The sequence below is a fragment of the Variovorax sp. P1_H12_2 genome, from assembly GCF_056405335.1.
This window is the reverse complement of record NZ_JBFUCI010000026.1, coordinates 1-22707: the sequence shown is the minus strand read 5'-3', so window position 1 is coordinate 22707 and position 22707 is coordinate 1. Positions and strand designations below refer to the sequence as shown.

The 22707-nt window shown below is 68.3% G+C and carries 23 protein-coding genes; 10 read left to right on the top strand and 13 right to left on the bottom strand.

The window, feature by feature from the left end; genetic code table 11:
* Positions 1 to 10 precede the first annotated feature (10 nt).
* From AC1D2K_RS05065 to AC1D2K_RS05040, 6 genes are all read right to left on the bottom strand, one after another.
* Positions 11 to 1345 carry a tryptophan--tRNA ligase gene (locus AC1D2K_RS05065; RefSeq protein WP_478086801.1) on the bottom strand — a complete coding sequence of 445 codons (1335 nt, stop codon included), beginning with the start codon at positions 1343 to 1345 and terminating at the stop codon, positions 11 to 13.
* 7 nt (positions 1346 to 1352) lie between these two features.
* Entirely contained in the window at positions 1353 to 2024 is a 672-nt protein-coding gene (locus AC1D2K_RS05060; protein ID WP_478086799.1) for a site-2 protease family protein, read from the bottom strand.
* 33 nt (positions 2025 to 2057) lie between these two features.
* A complete protein-coding gene (locus AC1D2K_RS05055) occupies positions 2058 to 2693 on the bottom strand; it encodes an L-threonylcarbamoyladenylate synthase (protein WP_478086797.1) in 636 nt (211 codons plus the stop codon).
* A 108-nt stretch (positions 2694 to 2801) separates the two neighbouring features.
* Positions 2802 to 3740 carry a DMT family transporter gene (locus AC1D2K_RS05050; protein WP_478086796.1) on the bottom strand — a complete coding sequence of 313 codons (939 nt, stop codon included), beginning with the start codon at positions 3738 to 3740 and terminating at the stop codon, positions 2802 to 2804.
* Positions 3737 to 4591, bottom strand: coding sequence for a 3',5'-nucleoside bisphosphate phosphatase (locus AC1D2K_RS05045; RefSeq protein ID WP_478086795.1), 855 nt, complete (start codon positions 4589 to 4591; stop codon positions 3737 to 3739). Before AC1D2K_RS05045 ends, AC1D2K_RS05050 begins: the two co-directional genes overlap by 4 nt.
* A 185-nt stretch (positions 4592 to 4776) precedes the next feature.
* Positions 4777 to 5790: a transporter gene (locus AC1D2K_RS05040; protein WP_478086793.1), complete on the bottom strand. Its 1014-nt coding sequence runs from the start codon at positions 5788 to 5790 to the stop codon at positions 4777 to 4779.
* 147 nt (positions 5791 to 5937) lie between these two features.
* Between AC1D2K_RS05040 and ppk2 the strand changes: the two genes are divergently transcribed.
* From ppk2 to urtE, 7 genes are all read left to right on the top strand, one after another.
* Positions 5938 to 6855 carry a polyphosphate kinase 2 gene (gene ppk2 / locus AC1D2K_RS05035; RefSeq protein ID WP_478086792.1) on the top strand — a complete coding sequence of 306 codons (918 nt, stop codon included), beginning with the start codon at positions 5938 to 5940 and terminating at the stop codon, positions 6853 to 6855.
* 120 nt (positions 6856 to 6975) lie between these two features.
* Entirely contained in the window at positions 6976 to 8028 is a 1053-nt protein-coding gene (locus AC1D2K_RS05030) for an extracellular catalytic domain type 1 short-chain-length polyhydroxyalkanoate depolymerase (protein WP_478086791.1), read from the top strand.
* Positions 8029 to 8293: 265 nt separating this feature from the next.
* Positions 8294 to 9550, top strand: a complete 1257-nt coding sequence (urtA, locus tag AC1D2K_RS05025) for an urea ABC transporter substrate-binding protein (protein WP_478086789.1) — start codon at positions 8294 to 8296, stop codon at positions 9548 to 9550.
* Between the two features lie 127 nt (positions 9551 to 9677).
* Positions 9678 to 11258: an urea ABC transporter permease subunit UrtB gene (gene urtB / locus AC1D2K_RS05020; RefSeq protein ID WP_478086787.1), complete on the top strand. Its 1581-nt coding sequence runs from the start codon at positions 9678 to 9680 to the stop codon at positions 11256 to 11258.
* On the top strand, positions 11255 to 12466 hold the full coding sequence (gene urtC, locus AC1D2K_RS05015; RefSeq protein ID WP_478086785.1) for an urea ABC transporter permease subunit UrtC: 1212 nt from the start codon (positions 11255 to 11257) through the stop codon (positions 12464 to 12466). The genes urtB and urtC overlap by 4 nt, the downstream gene beginning before the upstream one ends.
* Complete coding sequence (urtD, locus tag AC1D2K_RS05010; protein ID WP_478086783.1) at positions 12463 to 13341, top strand: urea ABC transporter ATP-binding protein UrtD; 879 nt, start codon at positions 12463 to 12465, stop codon at positions 13339 to 13341. Before urtC ends, urtD begins: the two co-directional genes overlap by 4 nt.
* A gap of 15 nt (positions 13342 to 13356) precedes the next feature.
* Complete coding sequence (urtE, locus tag AC1D2K_RS05005; RefSeq protein ID WP_478086782.1) at positions 13357 to 14049, top strand: urea ABC transporter ATP-binding subunit UrtE; 693 nt, start codon at positions 13357 to 13359, stop codon at positions 14047 to 14049.
* On the opposite strand, the gene AC1D2K_RS05000 is transcribed toward urtE, so the two are convergent.
* Together AC1D2K_RS05000 and AC1D2K_RS04995 are read right to left on the bottom strand one after the other, a co-directional pair.
* Entirely contained in the window at positions 14050 to 14727 is a 678-nt protein-coding gene (locus AC1D2K_RS05000; RefSeq protein ID WP_478086781.1) for an anti-sigma factor family protein, read from the bottom strand. It lies immediately after the preceding gene.
* A complete protein-coding gene (locus AC1D2K_RS04995; protein WP_478086779.1) occupies positions 14714 to 15271 on the bottom strand; it encodes a sigma-70 family RNA polymerase sigma factor in 558 nt (185 codons plus the stop codon). Before AC1D2K_RS04995 ends, AC1D2K_RS05000 begins: the two co-directional genes overlap by 14 nt.
* A gap of 127 nt (positions 15272 to 15398) precedes the next feature.
* On the opposite strand from AC1D2K_RS04995, the gene AC1D2K_RS04990 reads away from it, so the two are divergent.
* Entirely contained in the window at positions 15399 to 16610 is a 1212-nt protein-coding gene (locus AC1D2K_RS04990) for a YVTN family beta-propeller repeat protein (protein WP_478086778.1), read from the top strand.
* On the opposite strand, the gene AC1D2K_RS04985 is transcribed toward AC1D2K_RS04990, so the two are convergent.
* The 4 genes from AC1D2K_RS04985 to AC1D2K_RS04970 form a co-directional block, all read right to left on the bottom strand.
* The gene (locus AC1D2K_RS04985; RefSeq protein WP_478086777.1) at positions 16591 to 18015 is read right to left on the bottom strand and encodes an MFS transporter; all 1425 of its coding nucleotides are present in this window, start codon (positions 18013 to 18015) and stop codon (positions 16591 to 16593) included. The genes AC1D2K_RS04990 and AC1D2K_RS04985 overlap by 20 nt on opposite strands.
* Before the next feature lie 70 nt (positions 18016 to 18085).
* A complete protein-coding gene (locus tag AC1D2K_RS04980) occupies positions 18086 to 18916 on the bottom strand; it encodes an urease accessory protein UreD (protein ID WP_478086775.1) in 831 nt (276 codons plus the stop codon).
* 34 nt (positions 18917 to 18950) lie between these two features.
* Positions 18951 to 19472 carry a nucleoside deaminase gene (locus AC1D2K_RS04975; RefSeq protein WP_478086773.1) on the bottom strand — a complete coding sequence of 174 codons (522 nt, stop codon included), beginning with the start codon at positions 19470 to 19472 and terminating at the stop codon, positions 18951 to 18953.
* The gene (locus AC1D2K_RS04970; protein ID WP_478086771.1) at positions 19469 to 20497 is read right to left on the bottom strand and encodes an ABC transporter substrate-binding protein; all 1029 of its coding nucleotides are present in this window, start codon (positions 20495 to 20497) and stop codon (positions 19469 to 19471) included. The genes AC1D2K_RS04975 and AC1D2K_RS04970 overlap by 4 nt, the downstream gene beginning before the upstream one ends.
* A gap of 274 nt (positions 20498 to 20771) precedes the next feature.
* Between AC1D2K_RS04970 and AC1D2K_RS04965 the strand changes: the two genes are divergently transcribed.
* Together AC1D2K_RS04965 and AC1D2K_RS04960 are read left to right on the top strand one after the other, a co-directional pair.
* Positions 20772 to 21845, top strand: a complete 1074-nt coding sequence (locus AC1D2K_RS04965; protein ID WP_478086769.1) for an aromatic ring-hydroxylating dioxygenase subunit alpha — start codon at positions 20772 to 20774, stop codon at positions 21843 to 21845.
* A gap of 44 nt (positions 21846 to 21889) precedes the next feature.
* Positions 21890 to 22288: an OsmC family protein gene (locus tag AC1D2K_RS04960; protein ID WP_478086767.1), complete on the top strand. Its 399-nt coding sequence runs from the start codon at positions 21890 to 21892 to the stop codon at positions 22286 to 22288.
* 135 nt (positions 22289 to 22423) lie between these two features.
* On the opposite strand, the gene AC1D2K_RS04955 is transcribed toward AC1D2K_RS04960, so the two are convergent.
* A partial coding sequence (locus AC1D2K_RS04955) for an EthD family reductase (protein ID WP_478086765.1) occupies positions 22424 to 22707 on the bottom strand: 284 nt, incomplete at its 5' end.

Here is a 22707-nt window from a genome sequence, read left to right as displayed (position 1 = left end):
TGATTGACCCTTAGCCTTCGCTCGCCGCATCGGCTGCCGCAAGCGCCTCCAGTGCGGCAGAAGCCGCACGCATACCCTCGTCGTCCATCGGCTCGAGTTGCGCCGCGAGCAGCGCCAGGGCCGCCGCCCGCTGCTGGCGCAGCGTGCCGATGGCACGCCCGGCCTCCTGCGGCGAAGCGAACCCCCGGCTTTGTACCAGCTGCACCCCGTGGGAGTCGAGCAACTTGAAATAGAACTGCCCGTCGCGCTCGCGATATTGCTTGAAGCTCGGACCCGCGACCTTGGCCACCTTGGCCGCCTTGCGCGCCGCCGCCTTGTCCTGGCTGGCGAGGTTGCGCAGGCCGACCGCGTGCCGCAGATCGGCCACGAAGGGCCGCGACAGCGCGCGCGCCTTCTCGGCGCCGGCGCGCAGGATCGACTCGATCCGGGCCGGGTCGTTCAGGAGCGCGTCGTAGTGCTCCCGCATCGGCGCCACTTCGCGGTCGATGCGCTCGAACAGCAACTGCTTGGCGTCGCCCCAGCCGATGCCGTCGGCGAAGGCCTTGCGCAGGGTCTCGGTCTCCTGGTCGTCGGCGAAGGCCTGGTAGATCTGGAACAGCGCCGAACCCTCGGTGTCCTTGGGCTCGCCCGGGGCGCGCGAATCGGTCACGATGCCGTTGATCAGCTTCTGCAGCTGGGCGCGCGGCGTGAAGAGCGGGATCGTGTTGTCGTAGCTCTTGCTCATCTTGCGGCCGTCGAGGCCCGGCAGCGTCGCCACCGAGTCGTCGATCTCGGCCTCGGGCAGCGTGAAGTGCTCGCCGTAGAGATGGTTGAAGTGCTGCGCCATGTCGCGCGCCATCTCGATGTGCTGCACCTGGTCGCGGCCCACCGGCACCTTGTGGGCGTTGAACATCAGGATGTCGGCGCCCATCAGCACCGGGTACATGAAGAGGCCGGCGCTGACGTCGGCGTCCGGGTCCTCGCCCTTGGCCGCGTTCTTGTCGACCTGCGCCTTGTAGGCATGGGCGCGGTTGAGCAGGCCCTTGCCGGTGACGCAGGTCAGGAACCAGGTCAGCTCCGGGATCTCGGGGATGTCCGACTGGCGGTAGAACGTGACCCGCTCCGGGTCGAGGCCGCAGGCCAGCCAGGTGGCGGCGATCTCGAGCGTCGAGCGCTGGATGCGGGCCGGCTCGTCGACCTTGATCAGCGCGTGGTAGTCGGCCAGGAAATAGAAGCTCTGGACATCGTCGCGGCGGCTGAAGCGCACCGAATGCCGCACCGAGCCGACGTAGTTGCCGAGGTGCGGCGTGCCGCTGGTGGTGATGCCGGTGAGGAAGCGGGTGGGCGTGTCGGGAGGAATGGCCATGGGGAGTTCAGCGAATGAGGGCGGTGAGCGGGCTCAGCAGCAGGGAGATGGCCTGGTAGCCGAAGGCCATCAGCGGGCTCAGCCACCAGGTGCTGACGACGCCGGCGATGACCAGGCCCATCACGATGAAGAAGCCGTAGGGCTCGATGCGGGCCAGGAATTCCTGGGCCGCGCCGCGCGGCAGCAGGCCGGCCAGCACGCGGCCGCCATCGAGCGGGGGCAGCGGAAACAGGTTGAAGGCCCACATCACGAGGTTGACCAGCACGCCGCCCTGGGCCATCTTGATGAAAAAGGTTTCATTGATGCCGGCGGCGACCAGGCCGACCAGGAACAGCGCCCACAAGATGGCCTGGATGAAGTTCGAGACCGGGCCGGCCAGGGCGACCCAGATCATGTCGCGCTTGGGGTGGCGCAGGCGGCCGAAGTTGACCRGCACCGGCTTGGCATAGCCGAACAGGAAGGCCCCCGAGGTGGCGAAATACAGCAGCAGCGGCATCAGGATGGTGCCGATCGGGTCGATGTGCTTGATCGGGTTGAGCGTCACGCGGCCCATCACGTAGGCCGTGTTGTCGCCGAAGTACCGTGCCACGTAGCCATGCGCGGCTTCATGGATGGTGATCGCGAAGATCACCGGCAGGGCGTAGATCAGGACGGTTTGTATGAGATTTGAAATATCCACCGCCTGGATTGTCTCAGACCGCCCGGGGCCGGCTCAGAGACCCAGAACGGCCAGCGGGCCGCGCCCCTGCCGCACCAGCAGCGGCTCGCCGCCGGCACCCATCGGCGTCAGGTCGACCACGGTGGTCGGCTCCGAGGCGCAGGCGCCGGCGTCGATCACCGCGCCGATCTGCTTCTCGAAGCGCTCGCGGATCAAGGTGGCGTCGTTCAGCGCCTCGGTCTCGCCGGGCGGGATCAGCGTGGTGGCCAGCAGCGGCTCGCCGTGCAGCGTCAGCAGTTCCAGCAGCACCCGGTGATCGGGCACGCGCAGGCCGATGGTCTTGCGCTGCGGATGGCTGACCCGCCGCGGCACTTCCTTGGTGGCTTCGAGCAGGAAGGTGTAGGGGCCGGGCGTGGCCGCCTTCAGCAGCCGGTACTGCTTGTTGTCGACCCGCGCATAGTTCGAGAGCTCGCTCAAGTCGCGGCACAGCAGCGTCAGGTGGTGCTTGTCGTCGACCTGGCGGATCCGGCGCAGCTGGTCGACCGCGTCCTTGTCGTCGAGGTGGCAGGCCAGCGCGTAGCTGGAATCGGTCGGCACGGCGACGATCTCGCCGCGCGCGAGCAGCGCCACGGCCTGCTTCAGCAGGCGTTGCTGGGGGTTGTCGGGGTGGACTTCGAAGAACTGGGCCATGGGGTCGATTCTGCCCCGAGATGGCGGGTCAGTCCGCCGCCGGGCCGCCCCAAGGCGGACGCGGCCCCCTCGGGGGGCAGCGACCACACGAAGTGGGGAGCGTGGGGGTCATGATTCGGCGGGTTCGATAGGGACCCGGCGTTCGCGCACGGTCAGCCAGGCGCCGGCCGCGCCGCAGACCGCGATCAGCCCCATGCCGATCAGTGAAATCCGGTCCGGAACATGGGAGAACATGATCCAGCCGCCCAGCATCGCGAAGGCGATCTGCGCATAGAGGTAAGGCGTGAGCGTGGAGGCCGGCGCGCGCTGATAGGCCAGGATCAGGAAGAAATGGCCCACCGTGCCCATGAAGCCCATCAGGCACAGCAGTGCCCACCAGTGCCAGGAGGGCAGCGCCGTCCAGACGAAGGGCAGCGCGAAGGAGGCCAGCAGCGTGCCCACCCAGCCGGTGTAGAAGTGCATCGTGAGCGGGTCCTCGGTCCGCGCGAGCTTGCTGGTCAGCACCTGGAACCAGGCGTTGGTCAGCACCAGCCCGATCGGCAGGAACATGGCCCAGCTGAAGGCGTCACCGCCCGGGCGCAGGATCACCAGCGTGCCCGCGAAGCCGCCCGCCACCAGCGCCCAGCGCAGCGGCGACACATGCTCCTTGAGCGTGGTGGCCGCCAGCAGCGTGATCACCAGCGGCGCGATCAGCACGATCGAAGTGAACTCCGCCAGCGGCATGTAGCGCAGGCTGAAGAAGGCCAGCGTGCTGGAGACGAGCAGCAGGGCGCCGCGCAGCAGTTGGTAGCGCGGATGGCGGGTGCGCAGCAGCGCCGTGCCGTGCCGGGGCAGCAGCACCAGCGTGGTCGCCACCGCCTGGAAGGCATAGCGGACCCAGACGCCCATCAGGATCGGAACCGCCGCGGTCGACAGCTTGGTGGCGGTGTCCAGCGTGGCGAAGCAGGCCACCGCGAGCAGCACCAGCCCGATGCCGGCCAGGATGCGCTCCGACGCGAGGTCGCGGATACCGGTTCTCGCGGCTGCGTCGCTCGCCGTGCCCGTCACTGGATGCGGTGCTCGAGCAGTTCCCACACCGGCGTGAGCTTGCCGGGCAGCGGAGGCAGCTTGCCGAGGTCGCAGTGGCTTTCGTCGGGGCTGTGGAAATCGCTGCCGCGCGAGGCCGCGAAGTCGAATTCGAGCGCCTTGTCGGCGTACTCGACGTACTCGGCCGGCGTGTGGCTGCCGGTCACGACCTCGATCGCCTGGCCGCCGTGGGCCTTGAACTCGACGAAGAGCGCGTACTCCTCGTTGGCCGTGAACTTGTAGCGGCCGGGGTGGGCGATCACGGCCAGACCCTTGGCGGCGGTGATCCAGTGGACCGCGTCCTTCAGGCTGGCCCAGCGATGCGGCACGTAGCCGGGCTTGCCTTCGGTCAGGAACTTGCGGAACACCTCGGGGGTGTCGCGGCAATGGCCGGCCTCGACCAGGAAGCGCGCGAAGTGGGTGCGCGAGATCAGTTCGGGATTGCCGACGAACCTGAGCGCGCCTTCGTACGMGCCGTGGATGCCGACCTTGGCCAGGCCCTCGGACATCTCCTGGGCGCGCTTGCCGCGGCCGCCTCGGGTGTCGTGGAGGCCTTCGCTCATCGCGGCGTCATCGGGATCGAAGCCCAGCCCCACGATGTGCACGGTCTCGCCCGCGAAGGTGACCGAGATCTCGGTGCCCGTGAGGTACTTCATGCCGTGCTCGCGGGCGGCGGCGGCGGCCCGGTGCTGGCCGCCGATCTCGTCGTGGTCGGTCAGGGCCCACAGCTCGACGCCGTTGGCGGCGGCGCGGGCCGCGAGCGCCTCGGGCGTCAGCGTGCCATCCGAAACCACGGAGTGGCAATGCAGGTCGGCGTTGAGGATGGAGGACACCGCACGATCTTATTCTTTCTCGGAATGGCCTGCGGCGGCCCTCATTCCAGGGTCCACCTCGCTGTCGCCCGACCCGGCCGCTCGAAACCGTCACAGCCCAATTTCAGGGATACCGCGGAACCGGCTTCGCCGGGCCGCTGGTATCGCCCCCATCAGGGGGGAGGCGCCGAAGGCGCTTCGGGGGGCTATCGTTTGTTCTTGAAAGCGACCCAGGCCGCGACTGCGGTGAAGCTCACCACGATGGCCACCACGATCCAGAAGCCGTGCCGGTGGTCGGCCAGCGGAATGCCGCCCACGTTCATCCCGAACAGCCCGGCCAGGATGTTGATCGGCAGCGCCAGCACGGTCACCACGGTCAGCACGAACAGGCTGCGATTGTTGTCCTCGTTGACATCGGCGGCGATCTCTTCCTGCAGCAGCTTGATGCGCTCCTGCAGTGCGCCCATGTCGCGCAGCACCACCGAGAACTCCTCGGTCGAGCCGCGCAACTCGAGCACGTCGGGCTCGGCCATCCAGGCGGGCGGGCTCTGCAGCAGCCGGAACAGCGCCGCCGGTTCGGGCGCCAGCAGGCGCTGCAACCGCACCAGCACCCGGCGCAGCACGCCGAGCCGGGCGCGCTTGTGGTCCAGCCGGCCGGCCAGCAGCGCGTCCTCGATGTCGTCGATGCGCGCAGTCACGCCGCGCACGATGTTCACCAGCACGTCGGCCTGCACGCGCAGCAGGTGTTCGAGCAGTTCGGTACTGGAGCGCGGCGCATCGCCGKCCTTGACCGAGGTGCGCAGCGCATCGACCGAGCGCAGCGGCTGGGTGCGCGCGGTCACCACCAGCCGCGGGCCGACGCTGATCCACAGGGTCGAGATGTCGGAGGGCTCGAAGCTGAACTCGAAGTGCACGTCGTTGATGACGGCGATCAGCGAATCGTCGGCGCGCTCGATCCGGGTCGAGTGCAGCCCGTCCTTCAGCGTCTCGAAGAAGAGATCGGAGAGGCCCGCGTGGCGCAGCAGCCAGCGCTCGGCCTGGGCATGGCTGAGGTTGAAATGCAGCCACAGGAAGGCGCCGGGCGGAGCGCCGGCCGCCAGCCAGTCGGCCGCCTGCGCGGAATCGACCGCGCGGGTCGGCTCCGGGGCGGCGGCATCGAACAGATAGCCGCAGATCAGCCCGGCTTCGTCGCTGCCGTAGGCGCCAGCGATCGAATTCATCGTGCGAGGGGCATGGTGGCGTGTCGGGGGATCATGTGGCCGCCATGTGTCAGTGGCGTGACGACGCCGCGTCGGCGTACTTTCTGTCACATGACCGTCACCCAGCGGGATCAGCATGGTGCAATCTCCCGCCATCCGAGAAGAACCATGACGCTGCCGAGCACCTTGAGCGACCCCGACGACCTGATGGCGCGCATCGCGCGCGACCTGGTCGACAGCTACGACGAGGAAATCGAACTCGAGCTCGAGGACCGCAACCTCGACGAAATGGCGTCGGGGACCGTCGCCGACAAGGCTGCGCGCCAGGCCTACTTCAAGGAGCTGTTCCGGCTCCAGGGCGAGCTCGTGAAGCTGCAGGACTGGGTGCAGCACAGCCGGCAGAAGGTCGTGATCCTGTTCGAAGGCCGCGACGCCGCGGGCAAGGGTGGCGTGATCAAGCGCATCACGCAGCGGCTCAATCCGCGCGTGGTGCGGGTGGCGGCGCTGCCGGCGCCCAACGACCGCGAGCGCACGCAGTGGTACTTCCAGCGCTACGTGGCGCATCTTCCGGCGGCCGGCGAGATGGTGCTGTTCGATCGCAGCTGGTACAACCGCGCCGGCGTCGAGCGCGTGATGGGTTTCTGCTCCGACGAGGAATACGAGGAGTTCTTCCGCACCGTGCCCGACTTCGAGCGGATGCTGGTGCGCTCCGGCATCAAGCTGATCAAGTACTGGTTCTCGATCACCGACGAGGAGCAGCACATGCGTTTCCTGGGCCGCATCCACGACCCGCTGAAGCAATGGAAGCTGAGCCCCATGGATCTCGAATCCCGCCGCCGCTGGGAGGAATACACCAAGGCCAAGGAGACGATGCTGGATCGCACCCACATCCCCGAGGCGCCCTGGTGGGTGGTGCAGGCGGTCGACAAGAAGAAGGCTCGCCTGAACTGCATCAGCCACCTGCTGGGCCAGATGCCCTACCACGAGGTGCCGCATCCGGCGGTGGCGCTGCCGGCGCGGGTGCGCAACGAGGACTACCTGCGGCACCCGGTCCCTGCGAGCATGTACGTGCCGGAAAGATACTGACCCGACGCGCTCCGGTGCCGGCAAGGCCTTGCGCGAGTTGGCCGATCGTCTGGTAGCTGGTCGGAGGCGAAGCTGCTACCGTGTTCCCAACGATATGCACGCCCACCCCGTCCCGCCCCCATGTCCCGCCGTTCGCTCTCTCCGCTGACACGTGCCTACGCGCGCAACCTGAAAGCGCTCACCAAGGCCACCAAGGCCACGCTGGGCAGCGGCAAGCGGATCGCCAGCCGGGTCCGGAGCGCGGCGGCCAGTCAGCTCAAGCCGCCGCCGGGACGCGGTGACTGGATCGCGGGGGCGGCGCTGGGCCCGGGCGGGGCGCGGCGCTATCACCTCTACCGTCCACCGGCTCTCGCGCTCGAGCCCGGCGAGAAACTGCCGCTCGTGGTCATGCTGCACGGCTGCGGCCAGACCGGGCGCGATTTCGCGGTCAGCACGCGCATGAACCGCATCGCCGACCGCGAGCGCTTCCTGGTGCTCTACCCCGAGCAGGATCGGCTGGCCAATGCGCAGGGCTGCTGGAACTGGTACGACCGCCGCTCGGGCAAGGCCGATGCCGAGGCCGCCACGCTGATGGCCGCGGTCGACCAGGTGCTGCTGCTCTATCCGGCCGACCGCGAGCGCGTGGCGGTCGCCGGGCTGTCCGCCGGCGCCAGCATGGCGGCCTTGCTGGGCACGCGCTATCCGGCGCGCTTCAAGGCGATCGCGATGCACTCGGGCGTGGCGCCCGGTGCCGCCAGATCGCCCGCCACGGCGCTCGGCGCCATGCGCGGCCAGCACGTGCCGCCGATGCCGGCGACCGCGGTCGGCAAGGCGATGGGTGCCGCGGCGGTCTTCACCACGCTGCCGCCGCTGCTCGTGCTGCACGGTGACGCCGACAGCGTGGTGTCGGCGAGCAACGCCGGCAGCACCGCGACGGTCTGGGCGGTCGCCACCGGAGCGAAGCCCGGTGCCGCCCGCCTGCTGCAGAGAGGCAAGCGCCATCCGATGCGCATCACCGACTACACGCGACGCGGCCGCACGGCGGTCACGCTGTGCGAGATCGCGGGCCTGGGGCATGCCTGGAGCGGCGGCGCGGCCAGCATGCATTTCAGCGACGCGGCCGGGCCTGACGCGTCGAAGCTGGTGTGGGCCTTCGCGGCGCGCCAGTTCCGGGAGACCGCGCCGCGAAGCTAGCGTCGATCTGAGCTGGTCGCACAGCCGAAGAACAAGCCCAGCGCCTGTGCCTGGCCGGCGCAGCCAGGCCCGTTGGTGAAACACCGCGGAACCGGCTCCGCCGGGCCGCTGGTGTTGCCCCCGGCAGGGGGTGGGCGGGCTACACGAAGTGAGCCCAACCTGGGGGCGAGCAACATCCCATACGCCACCCGGCGTATTTCCGCGGAGTTCCCCAATCCGCAGACTCCTCTCCATCGTCCAACCACACCAGGAGAAGGTAGTCACCATGCAACGTCGTTTCACACTCAAGGCGCTCAGCGCCGCCGTCGCTCTCGCGAGCCTCGGCGCTGCGCCTGCGTTCGCGCAGGACACCATCAAGGTCGGCGTGCTGCATTCGCTGTCCGGCACCATGGCGATCTCGGAGACCGTGCTGAAGGACACGGTGCTGATGGCCATCGACGACATCAACGCCAAAGGCGGCGTGCTCGGCAAGAAGCTCGAGCCCGTGGTGGTCGACCCGGCCTCCAATTGGCCGCTGTTCGCCGAGAAGACCAAGCAGCTGCTGGGCCAGGACAAGGTCTCCGTGATCTTCGGCTGCTGGACCTCGGTCTCGCGCAAGTCGGTGCTGCCGGTGGTCGAGGAAATGAACGGCCTGCTGTTCTATCCCGTGCAGTACGAGGGCGAAGAGCTCAGCAAGAATGTCTTCTACACCGGCGCGGCGCCCAACCAGCAGGCCATCCCCGCGGTCGACTACCTGATGAGCAAGGAAGGCGGCGGCGCCAAGCGCTGGGTCCTGCTGGGCACCGACTACGTCTACCCGCGCACCACCAACAAGATCCTGCGCGCCTACCTCAAGAGCAAGGGCGTGAAGGACWGCGACATCGACGAGAAGTACACCCCCTTCGGCCACAGCGACTACCAGACCATCGTCGCCGACATCAAGAAGTTTTCGGCCGGCGGCAAGACCGCGGTGGTCTCGACCATCAACGGCGACTCGAACGTGCCCTTCTACAAGGAACTCGGCAACGCCGGCCTGAAGGCCAAGGACGTGCCCGTGGTGGCCTTCTCGGTGGGCGAAGAAGAACTGCGTGGCGTCGACACCAAGCCGCTGGTCGGCCACCTGGCCGCCTGGAACTACTTCATGAGCCTGAAGAACCCGACCAACACGGCCTTCATCAAGCAGTGGAGCGACTACGCCAAGGCCAAGAACATCCCGGGCCACAAGGACAAGCCGCTGACCAACGACCCGATGGAAGCCACCTGGATCGGCATCCACATGTGGAAGCAGGCGGTCGAGAAGGCCAAGAGCACCGACACCGACAAGGTGATCGCGGCGATGGCCGGCCAGACCTTCAACGCACCCTCGGGCATCGTCTCGAAGATGGACGAGAAGAACCACCACCTGCACAAGAGCGTGTTCATCGGCGAGATCAAGGCCGACGGGCAGTTCAACGTGGTCTGGAAGACGCCGGGCCCGGTCAAGGCCAAGCCGTGGAGCCCGTTCATCGAAGGCAACGACAAGAAGCCCGATCAGCCGATGTAGTTGGCTCGCCCCCAGGTTGCCCGCACTTCGTGTCGGGCGCCCACCCCCTACCGGGGGCAACACCAGCGGCCCGGCGGAGCCGGTTCCGCGGTGTTTCTGGAACAGAGAGAACGCCGTTTTCACACCTATGCGCCTCATCATCTCCTGCGCTGCGGCGTTCATGCTGCTGGCGGCTGCTCCCGGCTACGCGCTGACCGCTGACGAGGCCAAGGCCATCGCATCGGGCGAGTCGGAGGCCCGCATCGCGGCGCTCAACCAGGCCGTGATCACGGCCGACGACAAGACCGCCGCCTTCATCCAGGCGATGTCGGATGACGCGGTGAAGTACACGGCCGACAAGGTCTTCGTCCTCAGGGACGAGAAGGCCTACGACCCGGTCACCGGCGCCGAGCAGAAGCTGCCCGACGACGCCGAGGACGTGGTCAACAACAACCTGATGCGCGGCGCGCTGGATGCCGCGCAGGCCGCGCTCAAGCTCACGAGCAAGGACGACGCGGTGCGCGCCGAGGCCGCGCAGGCGCTGTTCAAGGAGCCCGACGAGTCGCGCCTGCCGATGGTCGAGAAGGCGCTGGCCGCCGAAACCATTCCCGGGATCAAGGCACAGCTCGAACTGGTGCGTGCCGCCAGCATGCTCACGAGCGCCGACAAGGGCAAGCGCCTGGCCGCCGCCAGCGACCTCGGCGCCAGCCGCAGCCCCGACACCAAGCTGCTGCTGAACCAGCGGCTCGCCGACGAGACCGAGGCCGACGTCAAGGCCGCCATCGTGGCCTCGATCCGCAGCATCGACGGCTCGCTGGTCTGGGGCGACCGCATCAACGCGATCTTCAGCGGCATCAGCCTGGGCTCGGTGCTGCTGCTGGCCGCGCTCGGCCTGGCGATCACCTACGGCCTGATGGGCGTGATCAACATGGCGCACGGCGAGCTGATGATGATCGGCGCCTACGCCACCTACGTGATGCAGGGCCTGTTCCAGCGCTACCTGCCCGAGTCGGCTTTCGGCTGGTACCTGGTGGCGGCGATCCCGGTCGCCTTCCTGGCCTCGGCGCTGGTGGGCGCGGTACTGGAGCGCGGCGTCATCCGCTTCCTGTATGGCCGGCCGCTCGAGACGCTGCTGGCCACCTGGGGCATCTCGCTGATGCTGYAGCAGCTGGTGCGCTCGATCTTCGGCGCCCAGAACGTCGGCGTCGAGAACCCGTCCTGGATGAGCGGCGGCCTGACCATGCTGAGCAACGTCACGCTGCCCTGGAACCGCATCTGCATCATCGTCTTCGCGGGCCTGGTGCTGCTCGCGATGGGCTGGCTGATCGGCCGCACGCGGCTCGGGCTGTTCGTGCGCGGCGTCACCCAGAACCGTCCGATCGCCTCCTGCATGGGTGTCAACACCGCGCGCATCGACACCTACGCCTTCGCACTCGGCTCGGGCATCGCGGGGCTGGCGGGCTGTGCGCTGTCGCAGATCGGCAATGTCGGCCCGGACCTGGGCCAGAGCTACATCGTCGACTCGTTCATGGTGGTCGTGATGGGGGGCGTCGGCCAGCTCGCGGGCACGGTGTACGCGGCCATGGGCCTCGGCATCCTGAACAAGTTCATCGAAGGCTGGGCCGGCGCGGTGCTCGCGAAGATCGCGGTGCTGGTCTTCATCATCATCTTCATCCAGAAGCGGCCGCAAGGGATCTTCGCAATGAAAGGCCGGAGCGCCGAGGCATGAGCAAAGCTGTACTACCTTCCAAGGGACCGCTGCTCAGCGGCAAGGGCTGGACCGTCTTCTTCGTCGCGCTGATCGTGGTCTGCGCCTTGGCGCCGGTGCTCAACATCGTGGTCCCCGCGGGCAGCGCGCTGCACATGAGCGACTACGCGGTGGCGCTGGTCGGCAAGATCATGTGCTACGCCATCTGTGCACTGGCGATGGACCTGATCTGGGGCTACACCGGCATCCTGTCGCTGGGCCATGGCCTGTTCTTCGCGCTCGGCGGCTACATGATGGGCATGTACCTCATGCGCCAGATCGGCCGCGACGGCAACTACAAGAGCGACCTGCCGGACTTCATGGTGTTCCTCGACTGGAAGACGCTGCCCTGGCACTGGACCTTCAGCGACAGCTTCATCGCCACGCTGATCCTGATCGTCGCGGTGCCGGGCCTGATCTCCTTCGTGTTCGGCTTCTTCGCCTTCCGCTCGCGCATCAAGGGCGTCTACTTCTCGATCATCACGCAGGCCATGACCTTTGCGGCGATGCTGCTGTTCTTCCGCAACGAGACCGGCTTCGGCGGCAACAACGGCTTCACCGACTTCAAGCGCATCCTGGGCATTCCGATCCAGACCCAGGAGATGCGCATGACGCTGTTCGCGCTGACCGGCCTCACGCTGCTGGGCTTCTTCCTGTTCTCGAAGTGGCTGATCGCGAGCAAGTTCGGCCGCGTGCTGCAGGCCATCCGCGATGCCGAGACGCGCGTGATGTTCTCGGGCTACAACCCGCTGGGCTACAAGCTCACGATCTGGGTCATCTCGGCCATCATGTGCGGCGTGGCGGGCGCGCTCTATGTGCCGCAAGTCGGCATCATCAATCCGGGCGAGATGAGCGCCGCCAACTCGATCGAGATTGCGATCTGGGCCGCGGTCGGCGGCCGGGCCACGCTGATCGGGCCGATCATCGGCGCCTTCATCGTCAACGGCGCGAAGAGCTGGCTCACGGTGGCCTACCCCGAGTACTGGCTCTACTTCCTCGGTGCGCTGTTCATCGCGGTCACCTTGTTCCTGCCGAACGGCATCGTCGGACTGGTGAAGAAATGGACGTCCAGGGCCAAGGCGCCGCGCGAAGGCCGCCGCGAGGCGCAGCGCGCCGTGGCGGTCGAGCAGGGCGTCGAGCCCGTGGCATTGCCTCCGCTGGCGGTCGAAGCGAAGGGGGCCCGCGCATGACACCCGACCTGATGGACGCCGGTGCCGAACGCATTGCCCGCCACGGCGGCGCGGCCGATCACGCCTTGCAGACCGAGTCCGGCGGCCGCGCCGCGGGCTATGGACGCCACGCCACCGCGGGCGAGGTCGACACGACGCACGGCCGCATCCTCTACCTCGAAGATGTCAGCGTCAGCTTCGACGGCTTCAAGGCGATCAACAAGCTCTCGCTCGACATCGCGCCGGGCGAGCTGCGCTGCATCATCGGGCCGAACGGCGCCGGCAAGACCACGATGATGGACATCATCACCGGCAAGACGCGGCCCGACGAGGGCACGGTGTTCTTCGGCAGCACCATCGACCTGCTGCGCCACAAGGAGGCCGAGATCGCGCAGCTCGGCATCGGACGCAAGTTCCAGAAGCCGACGGTGTTCGAGCACCTGACGGTGTTCGAGAACCTCGAGCTGGCGCTCAAGACCGACAAGGGCGTCAAGGCGTCGATGCTGTTCAGGCTGGATTCGGCGCAGGCGGATCGGCTCGCGGAGGTGCTGCACACGATCCACCTGGACGGCAGCGTGCTGCGCCTGGCYGGCAACCTGAGCCACGGCCAGAAGCAGTGGCTGGAGATCGGCATGCTGCTGATGCAGGACCCCAAGCTGCTGCTGCTCGACGAACCGGTGGCGGGCATGACCGATGAGGAGACGGCGCGCACGGCCGAGCTTTTCCTGAGCCTGAAGGGCAAGCATTCGCTGATGGTGGTGGAGCACGACATGAGCTTCATCCGCACGATCTCGGAGATCGTCACGGTGCTGTGCGACGGCTCGGTGCTGGCGCAGGGCACGCTCGACGAGGTACAGGCCGACGAGCGCGTGATCGAGGTCTACCTAGGCCGTTGACCAGCAAGGACACACATGCTCAACGTCAAGAACATCCACCAGTACTACGGCGGCTCGCACATCCTGCGCGACGTCAGCTTCGAAGCGCGGCTCGGCAAGGTCACGGTGCTGCTGGGCCGCAACGGCGTCGGCAAGACCACGCTGCTCAAGTCCCTGATGGGGCTGGTGCCGATCAAGAGCGGCAGCATCGAGTTCGACGGCGCGCCGATCCAGAAGAAGACGCCCTACGAGCGCGCCCGCACCGGCATGGGCTTCGTGCCCCAGGGCCGCGAGATCTTCGCGCGCCTGACGGTCGAGGAGAACCTGCGCATGGGCCTGGCCTACAAGCCGGGCTCGACGCCGGTTCCGCCGGAGCTGTACGAGCTGTTCCCGGTGCTCAAGCAGATGCTGAACCGGCGCGGCGGCGACCTGTCCGGCGGCCAGCAGCAACAGCTCGCGATTGCCCGCGCGCTGGCGCCCAAGCCCAAGCTGCTCATCCTCGACGAGCCCACCGAGGGCATCCAGCCGAGCATCATCAAGGACATCGGCCGCGTGATCCGCATGCTGGCCGACCGCGGCGACATGGCGATCGTGCTGTGCGAGCAGTACTACGACTTCGCGCAGGAGCTCGCCGACGACTACCTCGTGATGGAACGCGGCGAAATCATCGCGCGCGGCCTCGGCAAGGACATGGAAGCCAACGGCGTGCGTCAGCTGGTCGCGATCTGATCAGCGTGCGGCGGGTGCGGCCGCCGCCATTCTTTCGCGGGCGAGTGCGGCGAAGGCCTGCAGTTCCGAGGCGTTGAGGTCGGAGACGGCCCAGGCCTGCATGCCGGCCTGGGTCCAGTGCACCAGGTTGTAGCCGCGCCGAGCCTGCAACTGAGGCTTGGTCGACTTCCCGTCGGCCGCCGGCCAGAGGAACAGGTTGATCACGTGCGGGCCCGCCCGGTAGACCAGCGCAGCGACCGCGCGCCCGTCGATGTAGTCCATGCGGCCTCCGGTCAACGGCATGCCCTCGGCCGCGAGATCGATCACCGGCGGTGAGAAATCCAGCTTGCCGGCGAACCAGGGCTTGACGGTGTGCTGGTCGGTGGACGCCACGTCGGCGAGGTGCGAGGCCATCAAGGAGCGGACATGGCTGTCGGTGACGGCCTCGCTCGTCGCATCCTGCACAGGCACCACCAGCAGCGCGAGGGCCAGGCCCCAGGCGGTCGCCGCGCCGGCGCCGAACAGCGACAAGGCCTGGAGCCAGCGGCCGGACACGGGCGCGCGCCGGGGACGAGCGGGGGGCGCCTGCTCGCCTTGCAGATCGGCACGGATACGCTCGGCCAGCGCCGCGGGCGGCGCATGCCGCGTGCCCTCGCGCCGGATCATCACGCCCAGATCGTCGTCTTCAACTGCTTGCATCATGCCTTCCTTCCCGTTGTCCGTGCGGCGCTTCCGCCTGCAGCGCGGTGCGCAGCAAGGCCCGTGCGCGCGACAGCCGCGACATCACCGTGCCGATCGGAACGCCGGCGATGCGTGCGATGTCCTCGTACGACATCTCCTCCAGTTCGCGCAGCACGATGACTTCGCGGAACGACGGCGCCAGCGCCTCGATCGCGGCGTTGATCCGTTGGCCGCGCGTGCGCTGTTCCCAGACCACCGCGGGATCGCCGAGGTCCCCGGGCGCGTCGCCGCCGCTGTCGCGCAGCTCGTCGAACTCGACCTGGTCGGCCAGGTGCCGGTGCTGGCGCATGCAGTCGTAGCAGGCGTTGCGCACGATGCCCAGCAGCCAGGGCCGGGCCTGCTCGCCGCGCAGGTCGTCGTAGAAGCGGAAAGCGCGCAAGTAGGCGTCCTGCACTGCGTCCTCCGCCTGGCGCTCGTCGCGCAGCAGCCAGCGCGCCAGGTTGTACGCGGCAGGCAGATGCGGCAGGGCCGCGGCCTCGAATCGACGGGTGCGATCGGTCACCGGATTCCTTCTCCTGCTTGACGGGCCGAAGCCGCTGTTTATTCCGGGGGCGGGAATAGCCAGGGCGCCGGGGCCGTCATGCCTGGTGTCGATTCTGTTCCTTTCCCCCTCGTTCAGGAGTCCCACCATGAAGCTGAAGCCGATACTTGCCGCCGCGCTGGCTGCCTTGCTGCTGGCCAATCCCGCCTTTGCCGCCGGCGCCAAGGCCTATGTGGGCAATTTCAAGGACGACACGGTCAGCGTGATCGACACCGCCGCCCAGCGCCTCATCGCGACGGTGCCGGTGGCCGCGGGTCCCGACGGCATCGTGGTCGCCCGCAATGACCGCCAGGTCTTCGTCAGCGGCGCCAGCGGGTCCAGTCTCAGCGTGATCGACACCGCGAGCGATCGCATCAGCGGCACCGTGGAGGTCGGCAAGGGGCCCCAGGGCCTGGCCATCACGCCCGACGGACGGTGGCTGCTGGTGGCCGTGAATGGCGAGGACCGGGTGGCCTTCGTCGATGTGGCGACGCATGCGGTGGCGGCGACCGTGCCGGTGCCCAAGCCGCACACGCTCGCGGTCGGACCCGACGGCAGGAAGGCCTACGTGTCCTCGCAGGCACCGGGCAACTTCGCGCTGGTGGTGATCGATCTGGCGACGCGCAAGGTCGCCGCGAGCGTGCCGGTCGAGAAGACGCCGCGCGACCTCGAGTTCAGCCCCGACGGCAAGAAGCTCTACGTGACGCTGGCCGGCGTCAGCGCGGTGCAGGTGTTCGACGCCGCGTCGAACAAGCCGGTTGCGCAGATCCCCACCGGCGTCTCGCCCCATGTGGCGCATCTGTTCGCGGGCGCCCGGTCGGGCGTCGTGGTGGTCCAGGGGCCGGGCGAGCTGATGCTGTTCGACCCGGCGACCCAGGCACCCAGCGGCAGCATCGCGGTCGGCAAGCAGCCGCACTGGGTCGACATCCTGCCCGGCGGCAAGAAGGTGCTCGTGACCAACGAAGGGTCCAACGACGTCAGCCTGGTCGACCTCGCGGGCGGCCCGGTGGTCACCATCCCGGTGGGCAACGCACCGCGCAAGGTGGCGGTGCAGCACCGGGCCGGGAGCGGCGCCCGGGTCTCGATCGAGAACTTCGCCTTCGGGCCTGCGCTGCTCGCGATCAACGCCGGCGACAGCGTGACCTGGACCAACGACGACGGCGCGCCGCACGGCCTCGCGTTCGCGGACGGCGCGCCGGGCATGGCGCTGATGCTGCCGGGCCAGAGCTTCAGCCGGGCCTTCCCGACGCCGGGGGCCTACGACTATGTCTGCGCGGTGCATCCGTACATGACGGCGCGGGTCACGGTGGGGGCGCAGTGAGCGGCGGCGCCACCTCCTCGAGCGGCTTGCGTTCCGCATCGACCGCGAAGCGCAGCGCCAGCAGCCCGGCGGCGATGACGAGCCCGGCGCCGATCGCGTAGCCGATGGCGACCGCGCCGCGGCTGCCGGTCTCGATCAGGGCGCCGAACAGCCACGGCGCCGCGAAGCCGCCGGCACCGGTGCCCACCGCATAGAAGATCGAGATCGCGATCGCGCGCATTTCGAGCGGAAACACCTCGCTGACCGTGAGGTAGGCCGAACTGGCTGCGGCGGAGGCGAGGAAGAACACCGCCGACCAGCACAGGGCCTGGCTGCGGGCGTCGAGCCAGCCCTGCATGAAGGCCCAGCCGGTCAGCGCCAGGCCGACGCCCGAGAGCCCATAGGTCAGTGCGATCATCCGGCGCCGGCCGACGTGGTCGAACAGCGGGCCCAGCAGCAGCGGCCCCAGCACATTGCCGAGCGCGAACGGAAAGATGTAGAGCGCCACCCGGCCTTCGGGCACGCCGTGGAAGCGCGTCAGCACCAGCGCGTAGGTGAAGAAGATCGCGTTGTAGAGGAAGGCCTGCGAGATCATCAGGGCCAGCGCCACCATGCTGCGCTGCGGGTAGCGCCGCAGCAGCACCTGCGCCACCTCGCGCCAGCCGGGGCCGGCCCGGCCGCCGAAGCTCACATGGCCGATCGCGGGAGGCAGTGCCCCATGCTGCGCCGTGACTTCGGCCTCGATGCCTTGCATGATGCGCTCGGCCTCGCCGGCACGGCCGTGCGCGATCAGCCAGCGCGGGCTCTCGGGAACGTTGCGGCGCACCAGCAGGATCGCCACGGCGAGCAGGGCGCCCAGCGCGAAACCGGCGCGCCAGCCCCACACCGGCCCCAGCACCCGGGCGTCGAGCAGCCAGAGGCTGAGCCCGGCCCCCAGCCCCGCACCGATCCAGAAGCTGCCGTTGATGGCGAGGTTCACGCGGCCGCGCACCCGGGCCGGGATCAGTTCGTCGATGGCCGAGTTGATGGCCGCATACTCGCCGCCGATGCCGAGCCCGGTCGCGAAGCGACACAGCGCGAAGAAGGCGAAATCGGGCGAGAAGGCGGTGGCGAGCGTCGCCGCCGCATAGAGCGCGAGCGTGACCAGGAACAGCTTCTTGCGGCCGAGCCGGTCCGCCAGGCGACCGAACGCCAGTGCGCCGATGACCGCGCCGCCGACGTAGAGCGAGCCCGAGCCGCCGATCTGCGCGGCGCTCAGCCCCAGCGTGTCGGGTCGTTCGAGCACGCCGCCGATCGAGCCGACCAGCGTGACCTCGAGTCCGTCCAGCACCCAGGCCACGCCGAGCGCGATCACCACGCGCCAGTGCCAGCGCGACCAGGGCAGGCGGTCGAGGCGGGCGGGGATGTCGGTGCGGGTCGCGCTCATTGGAGTACCTTCGCGCAACAGCGCTTCGGTATTCGCCTTGGGAGCGGCCCTGCGGCTCATGCCCGTTCGCCTACATCGACCAAATCCGCGGCGGCTGGCCGGACAGGCCCCAGAGTTCGGCGCGCCAGGCCTGCCAGACCTGCCGCAGCAGGTGCATCGCGGGTTCGACCACCGGCGCCAGGGTGCGCAGCACGATGATCCCGGGATGCGGGCTGGTGGCGCCCGCGCTTTCGCTCAGCGCGTGGGCCTCGATCAGCGACCGGGCGGCCTCCAGCGCGGCATCGCGTCGGGCGCGCTCCATCGGCGAGCCGGCGACGAAGAAGATCGAGGCCAGGCAGCGGTGGCCGGCCAGGCCCAGCGGACTCTGCAGCAGGCGCTGGTCTTCTGCGTCGATGCGACCGCGTTCCAGCCATACACCCGGCGCTTCGATGTGCTGCTGCAGCGTGCCGCGTTCGAAAGGCTTGCCGGCGTTCGGGAGGCCGAGCGCCGTGACGTCCCAGCCGATCAGCTCGGCGCCTTCATCGACGCGCAGGATCAGCCGGTTTTCGGCCCGGCAGCCGCTGAAGCAGATCGCCTCGAGCGGCAGCCATTCGAGGCGGGCGCCGGCTTCCACGCTGAGCTCCGTGCGCTGCAATGCCAGTTCGCCGTCCGAGCGATAGAAACGCGAAGCGCCTGGCGTGGTGATCAGCCCGTGGCTGCCCGCCGCGGCACGCACGCGGAGGTCCAGCGTGTCGCCGCCGACCAGCCCGCCGGGCGGATGCACCAGCACGTTGTGGCAGACCGCATCGCCTTCGGGGTAGAGGCTCTGCAGGATGCGCAGCGGCCCGTCGTGGCGAAAGCGCGCCACGCTGCGCCGGGCTTCCAGCTGGTAGTCGAGGTCAAGTCGTGCGTGCCATGGCATGACGGGAAGTGTAGAGATCCCGGCGCCGGGTGTTTCAGGATTTCCAGGCGCCGACGTGGGCCGCCGCGGCCTCGTCGACCAATGCCGGCCCGATGCATTCGATCGCATGCGCAGAGGCCCGGAAGACGTCGCGGCAGGACAGCTCGGCATCGCGCTGGTCGCCGCGTTCGCCGCGGAACACGCGCAGCCGCTCGGCGTCGATGCCGAACACCACGCGGCCGATGTTGGCCCAGAAGATCGCGCCCGCGCACATCACGCAGGGCTCGCCCGACGAATAGATCGTGGCGCCGGCCAGCTCCTCGCGCGACAGCTTGCGCGCCCCGAGCAGGCGCACCGCATTGGTCTCGGCATGGCCCGTGACGTCGCCGGTCTCGGCCGTGTTGCAGTAGGCCTCGGCCAGCACCTCGCCGGCGGCCGAGACCACCACCGCACCGAAGGGCCGGTTGCCGCGCCGCCGCGCGGCGTGCGACCAGACGATGGCCTTGCGCAGGTAGCGGCCGTCGCGCTCGTCGAGTTTCTGTTCAGCGGGAAAGCTGTCCGAAGGAAGTGAACTCATGCCTGGATGCTACGTTCATTGCGCGCCGGCAGCATCGAGCTGTTGAAGATAGCATCGGCCGACGGCTTGTTCCGCAGCCCGAACACCTCGGCCACTTCGTCGACCTGCTGCTCGAGCAGCAGCTTCCTGATGTCGCCCAGGCCGTGCCCGCGTGTGTCGGCGGCGCCCACGTATTGCGCGGTGATGGCCCAGCGGGCGAGTTCGATCTTCGCGTCGAGGATCGGTTCGCGCTGGCGCATCGCCGCGACGCTCGGCGCCGGGTCGGCGAAGGTCTCGACGATCGCGCGGTTGGTCGCGCGCAGGAAGGCCGCCACCGCCTTCGGGTTCTCCGCGATCAGGTTGCTGCTGGCCAGGATCGCGTTGCCGTAGAGATTGACGCCGGCATCCGAGTACTTCAACACCGAGAGGTCCTCGGGCTTCATGCGCGCGAACAGCGAGATCGCCGAGTCGTGGAAGTAGGTGGCGGCATCGACATCGCCGCGCACCATCACGTTGTCGCGGGCGCTGAAGTCGGTGGTCTGCCACTGGAAGGCGTCGGCCTTCATGCCCTGCTTGCGCGCCACCATCGGCCAGGCGCGCCGCGTCGATTCGACCGCCGCCGCCGCGACCTTCTTGCCCTGCAGGCTCTTGAAGTCGGCGCCGATGCCGCGGTCCTTGCGGCCGATGATCACGAACGGTGCGCGGTTGTAGTACTGGTAGACCGCCTGCACCACGGGGGTGCCCGGATGCTGCGCATTGAACTCGATCAGCGAGCTGATGTCGCCGAGGCCGAGCTGGTAGACGCCGCTGGCGATGCGCGTGATCGAGGCCACCGAGCCGGCGCCGGTGTCGATCGTGACGTCGAGGCCTTCGTCCCGGTAGTAGCCCTTGCTTTCGGCCAGGAAGAAGGGTGCGGTCTGTGCGTTGATGCGGAAGTCGAGCGTGAACTTGAGCGGCGTCGGTTTGGCGCCCTGCGCGAACAGGGCGGGTGCGGCGAGGGCGGCGGCGCTGGCTGCGCCGGTGGCGACGAAGGTACGGCGTTGCATGGATGGGGCTCCTGGAAATCGTGGCTCCTGATCGCCTGCCGGACGGCGGGCGCTTCAAGAGCAATTTCCGGGCGGCGCACGAAGAAAGGGCGGTGCGTGCGCTGCTGAACGCTTCTACTCTTGCCCGTTGCCATGCAGGACGCATGCCAGGCGCTGCAGGCCCGCAAATTGCAGGAAGATCGACGCAGAGTAGAAGCGTTCAGCTTGGGTGCGTGCAGGCCATGGCGGGAAATTGCTCTTTCAAGTTGATCCCACGCAACCGAAGGAGTCATTCATGCTCGTCACTCAACAACCCGTCTTTCGCAAGTTCTGGCATGCCGTCATGCCGTTGGCCGATCTGCAGCAGGGGCCCAGGCCCTTCACGCTGCTCGGCGAGAACATCGTCCTGTTCCTCGATGCCGAAGGCCGGCCGGCCGCGCTGCGCGACCGCTGCTGCCATCGCACCGCGAGGCTCTCGAAGGGCTGGTGCGTCGACGGCGAAGGCAAGGCCTGCGGGCAGGGCGCGATCCAGTGCGGCTACCACGGCTGGACCTACGACCGCAGCGGACAGGTGATCCGCATCCCGCAGTACGAGGCCGACCGCAAGATCTCGCCCGACTACCGGACCACGGCCTACCACTGCACGGCGCGCCATGGCTATGCCTGGGTGGCGCTGGAGGAGCCCATCGCCGGCATTCCCGAGATTCCGGAATTCGACGATCCGGGCTATCGGACCATCCACCAGTTCTACGAGGAGTGGCAGACCAGCCCGATGCGCGCGCTCGAGAACTCCTTCGACAACTCGCATTTCAGCTTCGTGCACCGCGCCACCTTCGGCGTCGCGGCGAGCCCCAAGCCGAGCAGGTACGAACTGGTCGAGAACGAGAGCGGTTTCCATGCCGAGACCGTGATCGATGCCGCGAACCCGGCCCGGTTCCACGCCATCAGCGGCGTGACCGACCCGATCACCACGCGCCACATGCGCAACGCCTACTTCCTGCCGTTCTCGCGCCGGCTCGACATCGAGTACCCCTCGGGCATCCGCCACATCATCATCAATTGCTTCACGCCCATCGACGACGGCCGCATGCAGCTGTGCCAATGGCTGTTCCGCAACGACACCGAGGCCGACTGTCCGGCGCAGATGCTGATCGATTTCGACGAGGAGATCACGCGCGAGGACAAGGACATCCTCGAGTCGACCGACCCCGATGCGCTGGTCGACACGCGGCGGCGCGGCGTCGAGTACTCGATGGAGTCGGACCGGCCCGGCATGCTGATCCGCAAGCACCTGATGCAATTGCTCGCGAAGCATGGCGAATCGGAAGTGCATCGCATGCAAACCGTGGCGCTCGCGCAGGCCGCCTGAAGCACTCGGGCGCTACCATCGCGTCTGATCATCAGGAGACCTTCATGAGCATCACAGTCCGCCGCGACGGCATCACCGGCACCCGCCACATCGTCAAGATCCGCGCGCACGAGTTTCCGGTCGATGCATCGCCGGATCTCGGCGGCAAGGATGAAGGGCCTTTGCCGCATGATCTCTACGACGCATCGCTCGGCGCCTGCAAGGCGCTCACGGTGCTCGTCTACGCGCAGCGCAAAGGCATTCCGGTGGAAGAGATCGAAGTGATCGTCGACCGCGATGACAGCGAAGAACGCAAGGGCACCTATCGGCTGGGCACGTCGCTGCGCGTCACAGGCAACCTGACCGAAGCGCAGCGCGCCGATCTCCTGCGCGTGGCGGGCAAGTGCCCGGTCCACCGGCTGATGACCGAGGTCAAGACCGAGATCGAGACCCGGTTGGTTTAGCTCGCCCCCAGGTTGGCTCACTTCGTGTAGCCGCCCACCCCCTACCGGGGGCAACACCAGCGGCCCGGCAAAGCCGGTTCCGCGGTGTTTCACCAACGGGCCTGGCTTCGCCGGCCGAGATGGAGCCTTGGCGGGTTAACCCACCACCACTTCGCTGATCTGCATCACCGGCTGCAGGTCGGTGTAGTTCGGAATGTCGCCCATGATCTCCTTCGCATGCGGCCCGAAGGCGGCCTGGAAGGATTCCACCGAGTCGCAGAAGATGTGGCACATGCCGATGTAAGGCGCGGGTGCGCCCGGTGCGCCGCCCGCGATGCCCTTGTCGATCGTGTAGGACTTGCAGGCCTCGCCCATCCTGCTTTTGAGCAGCGGCATGTGCTTGTCGCGGTAGTAGCCGTGGTCGAAACGCGCGCCGGCGG

Coding starts and splice junctions, on each gene's coding strand:
- AC1D2K_RS05065 (WP_478086801.1), bottom strand. CDS start 1,345: ATGGCCATTCCTCCCGACACGCCCACCCGCTTCCTCACCGGCATCACC.
- AC1D2K_RS05055 (WP_478086797.1), bottom strand. CDS start 2,693: ATGGCCCAGTTCTTCGAAGTCCACCCCGACAACCCCCAGCAACGCCTG.
- ppk2 (WP_478086792.1), top strand. CDS start 5,938: ATGACGCTGCCGAGCACCTTGAGCGACCCCGACGACCTGATGGCGCGC.
- AC1D2K_RS05030 (WP_478086791.1), top strand. CDS start 6,976: ATGTCCCGCCGTTCGCTCTCTCCGCTGACACGTGCCTACGCGCGCAAC.
- urtC (WP_478086785.1), top strand. CDS start 11,255: ATGAGCAAAGCTGTACTACCTTCCAAGGGACCGCTGCTCAGCGGCAAG.
- urtE (WP_478086782.1), top strand. CDS start 13,357: ATGCTCAACGTCAAGAACATCCACCAGTACTACGGCGGCTCGCACATC.
- AC1D2K_RS05000 (WP_478086781.1), bottom strand. CDS start 14,727: ATGCAAGCAGTTGAAGACGACGATCTGGGCGTGATGATCCGGCGCGAG.
- AC1D2K_RS04990 (WP_478086778.1), top strand. CDS start 15,399: ATGAAGCTGAAGCCGATACTTGCCGCCGCGCTGGCTGCCTTGCTGCTG.
- AC1D2K_RS04985 (WP_478086777.1), bottom strand. CDS start 18,015: ATGAGCGCGACCCGCACCGACATCCCCGCCCGCCTCGACCGCCTGCCC.
- AC1D2K_RS04980 (WP_478086775.1), bottom strand. CDS start 18,916: ATGCCATGGCACGCACGACTTGACCTCGACTACCAGCTGGAAGCCCGG.
- AC1D2K_RS04975 (WP_478086773.1), bottom strand. CDS start 19,472: ATGAGTTCACTTCCTTCGGACAGCTTTCCCGCTGAACAGAAACTCGAC.
- AC1D2K_RS04970 (WP_478086771.1), bottom strand. CDS start 20,497: ATGCAACGCCGTACCTTCGTCGCCACCGGCGCAGCCAGCGCCGCCGCC.
- AC1D2K_RS04965 (WP_478086769.1), top strand. CDS start 20,772: ATGCTCGTCACTCAACAACCCGTCTTTCGCAAGTTCTGGCATGCCGTC.
- AC1D2K_RS04960 (WP_478086767.1), top strand. CDS start 21,890: ATGAGCATCACAGTCCGCCGCGACGGCATCACCGGCACCCGCCACATC.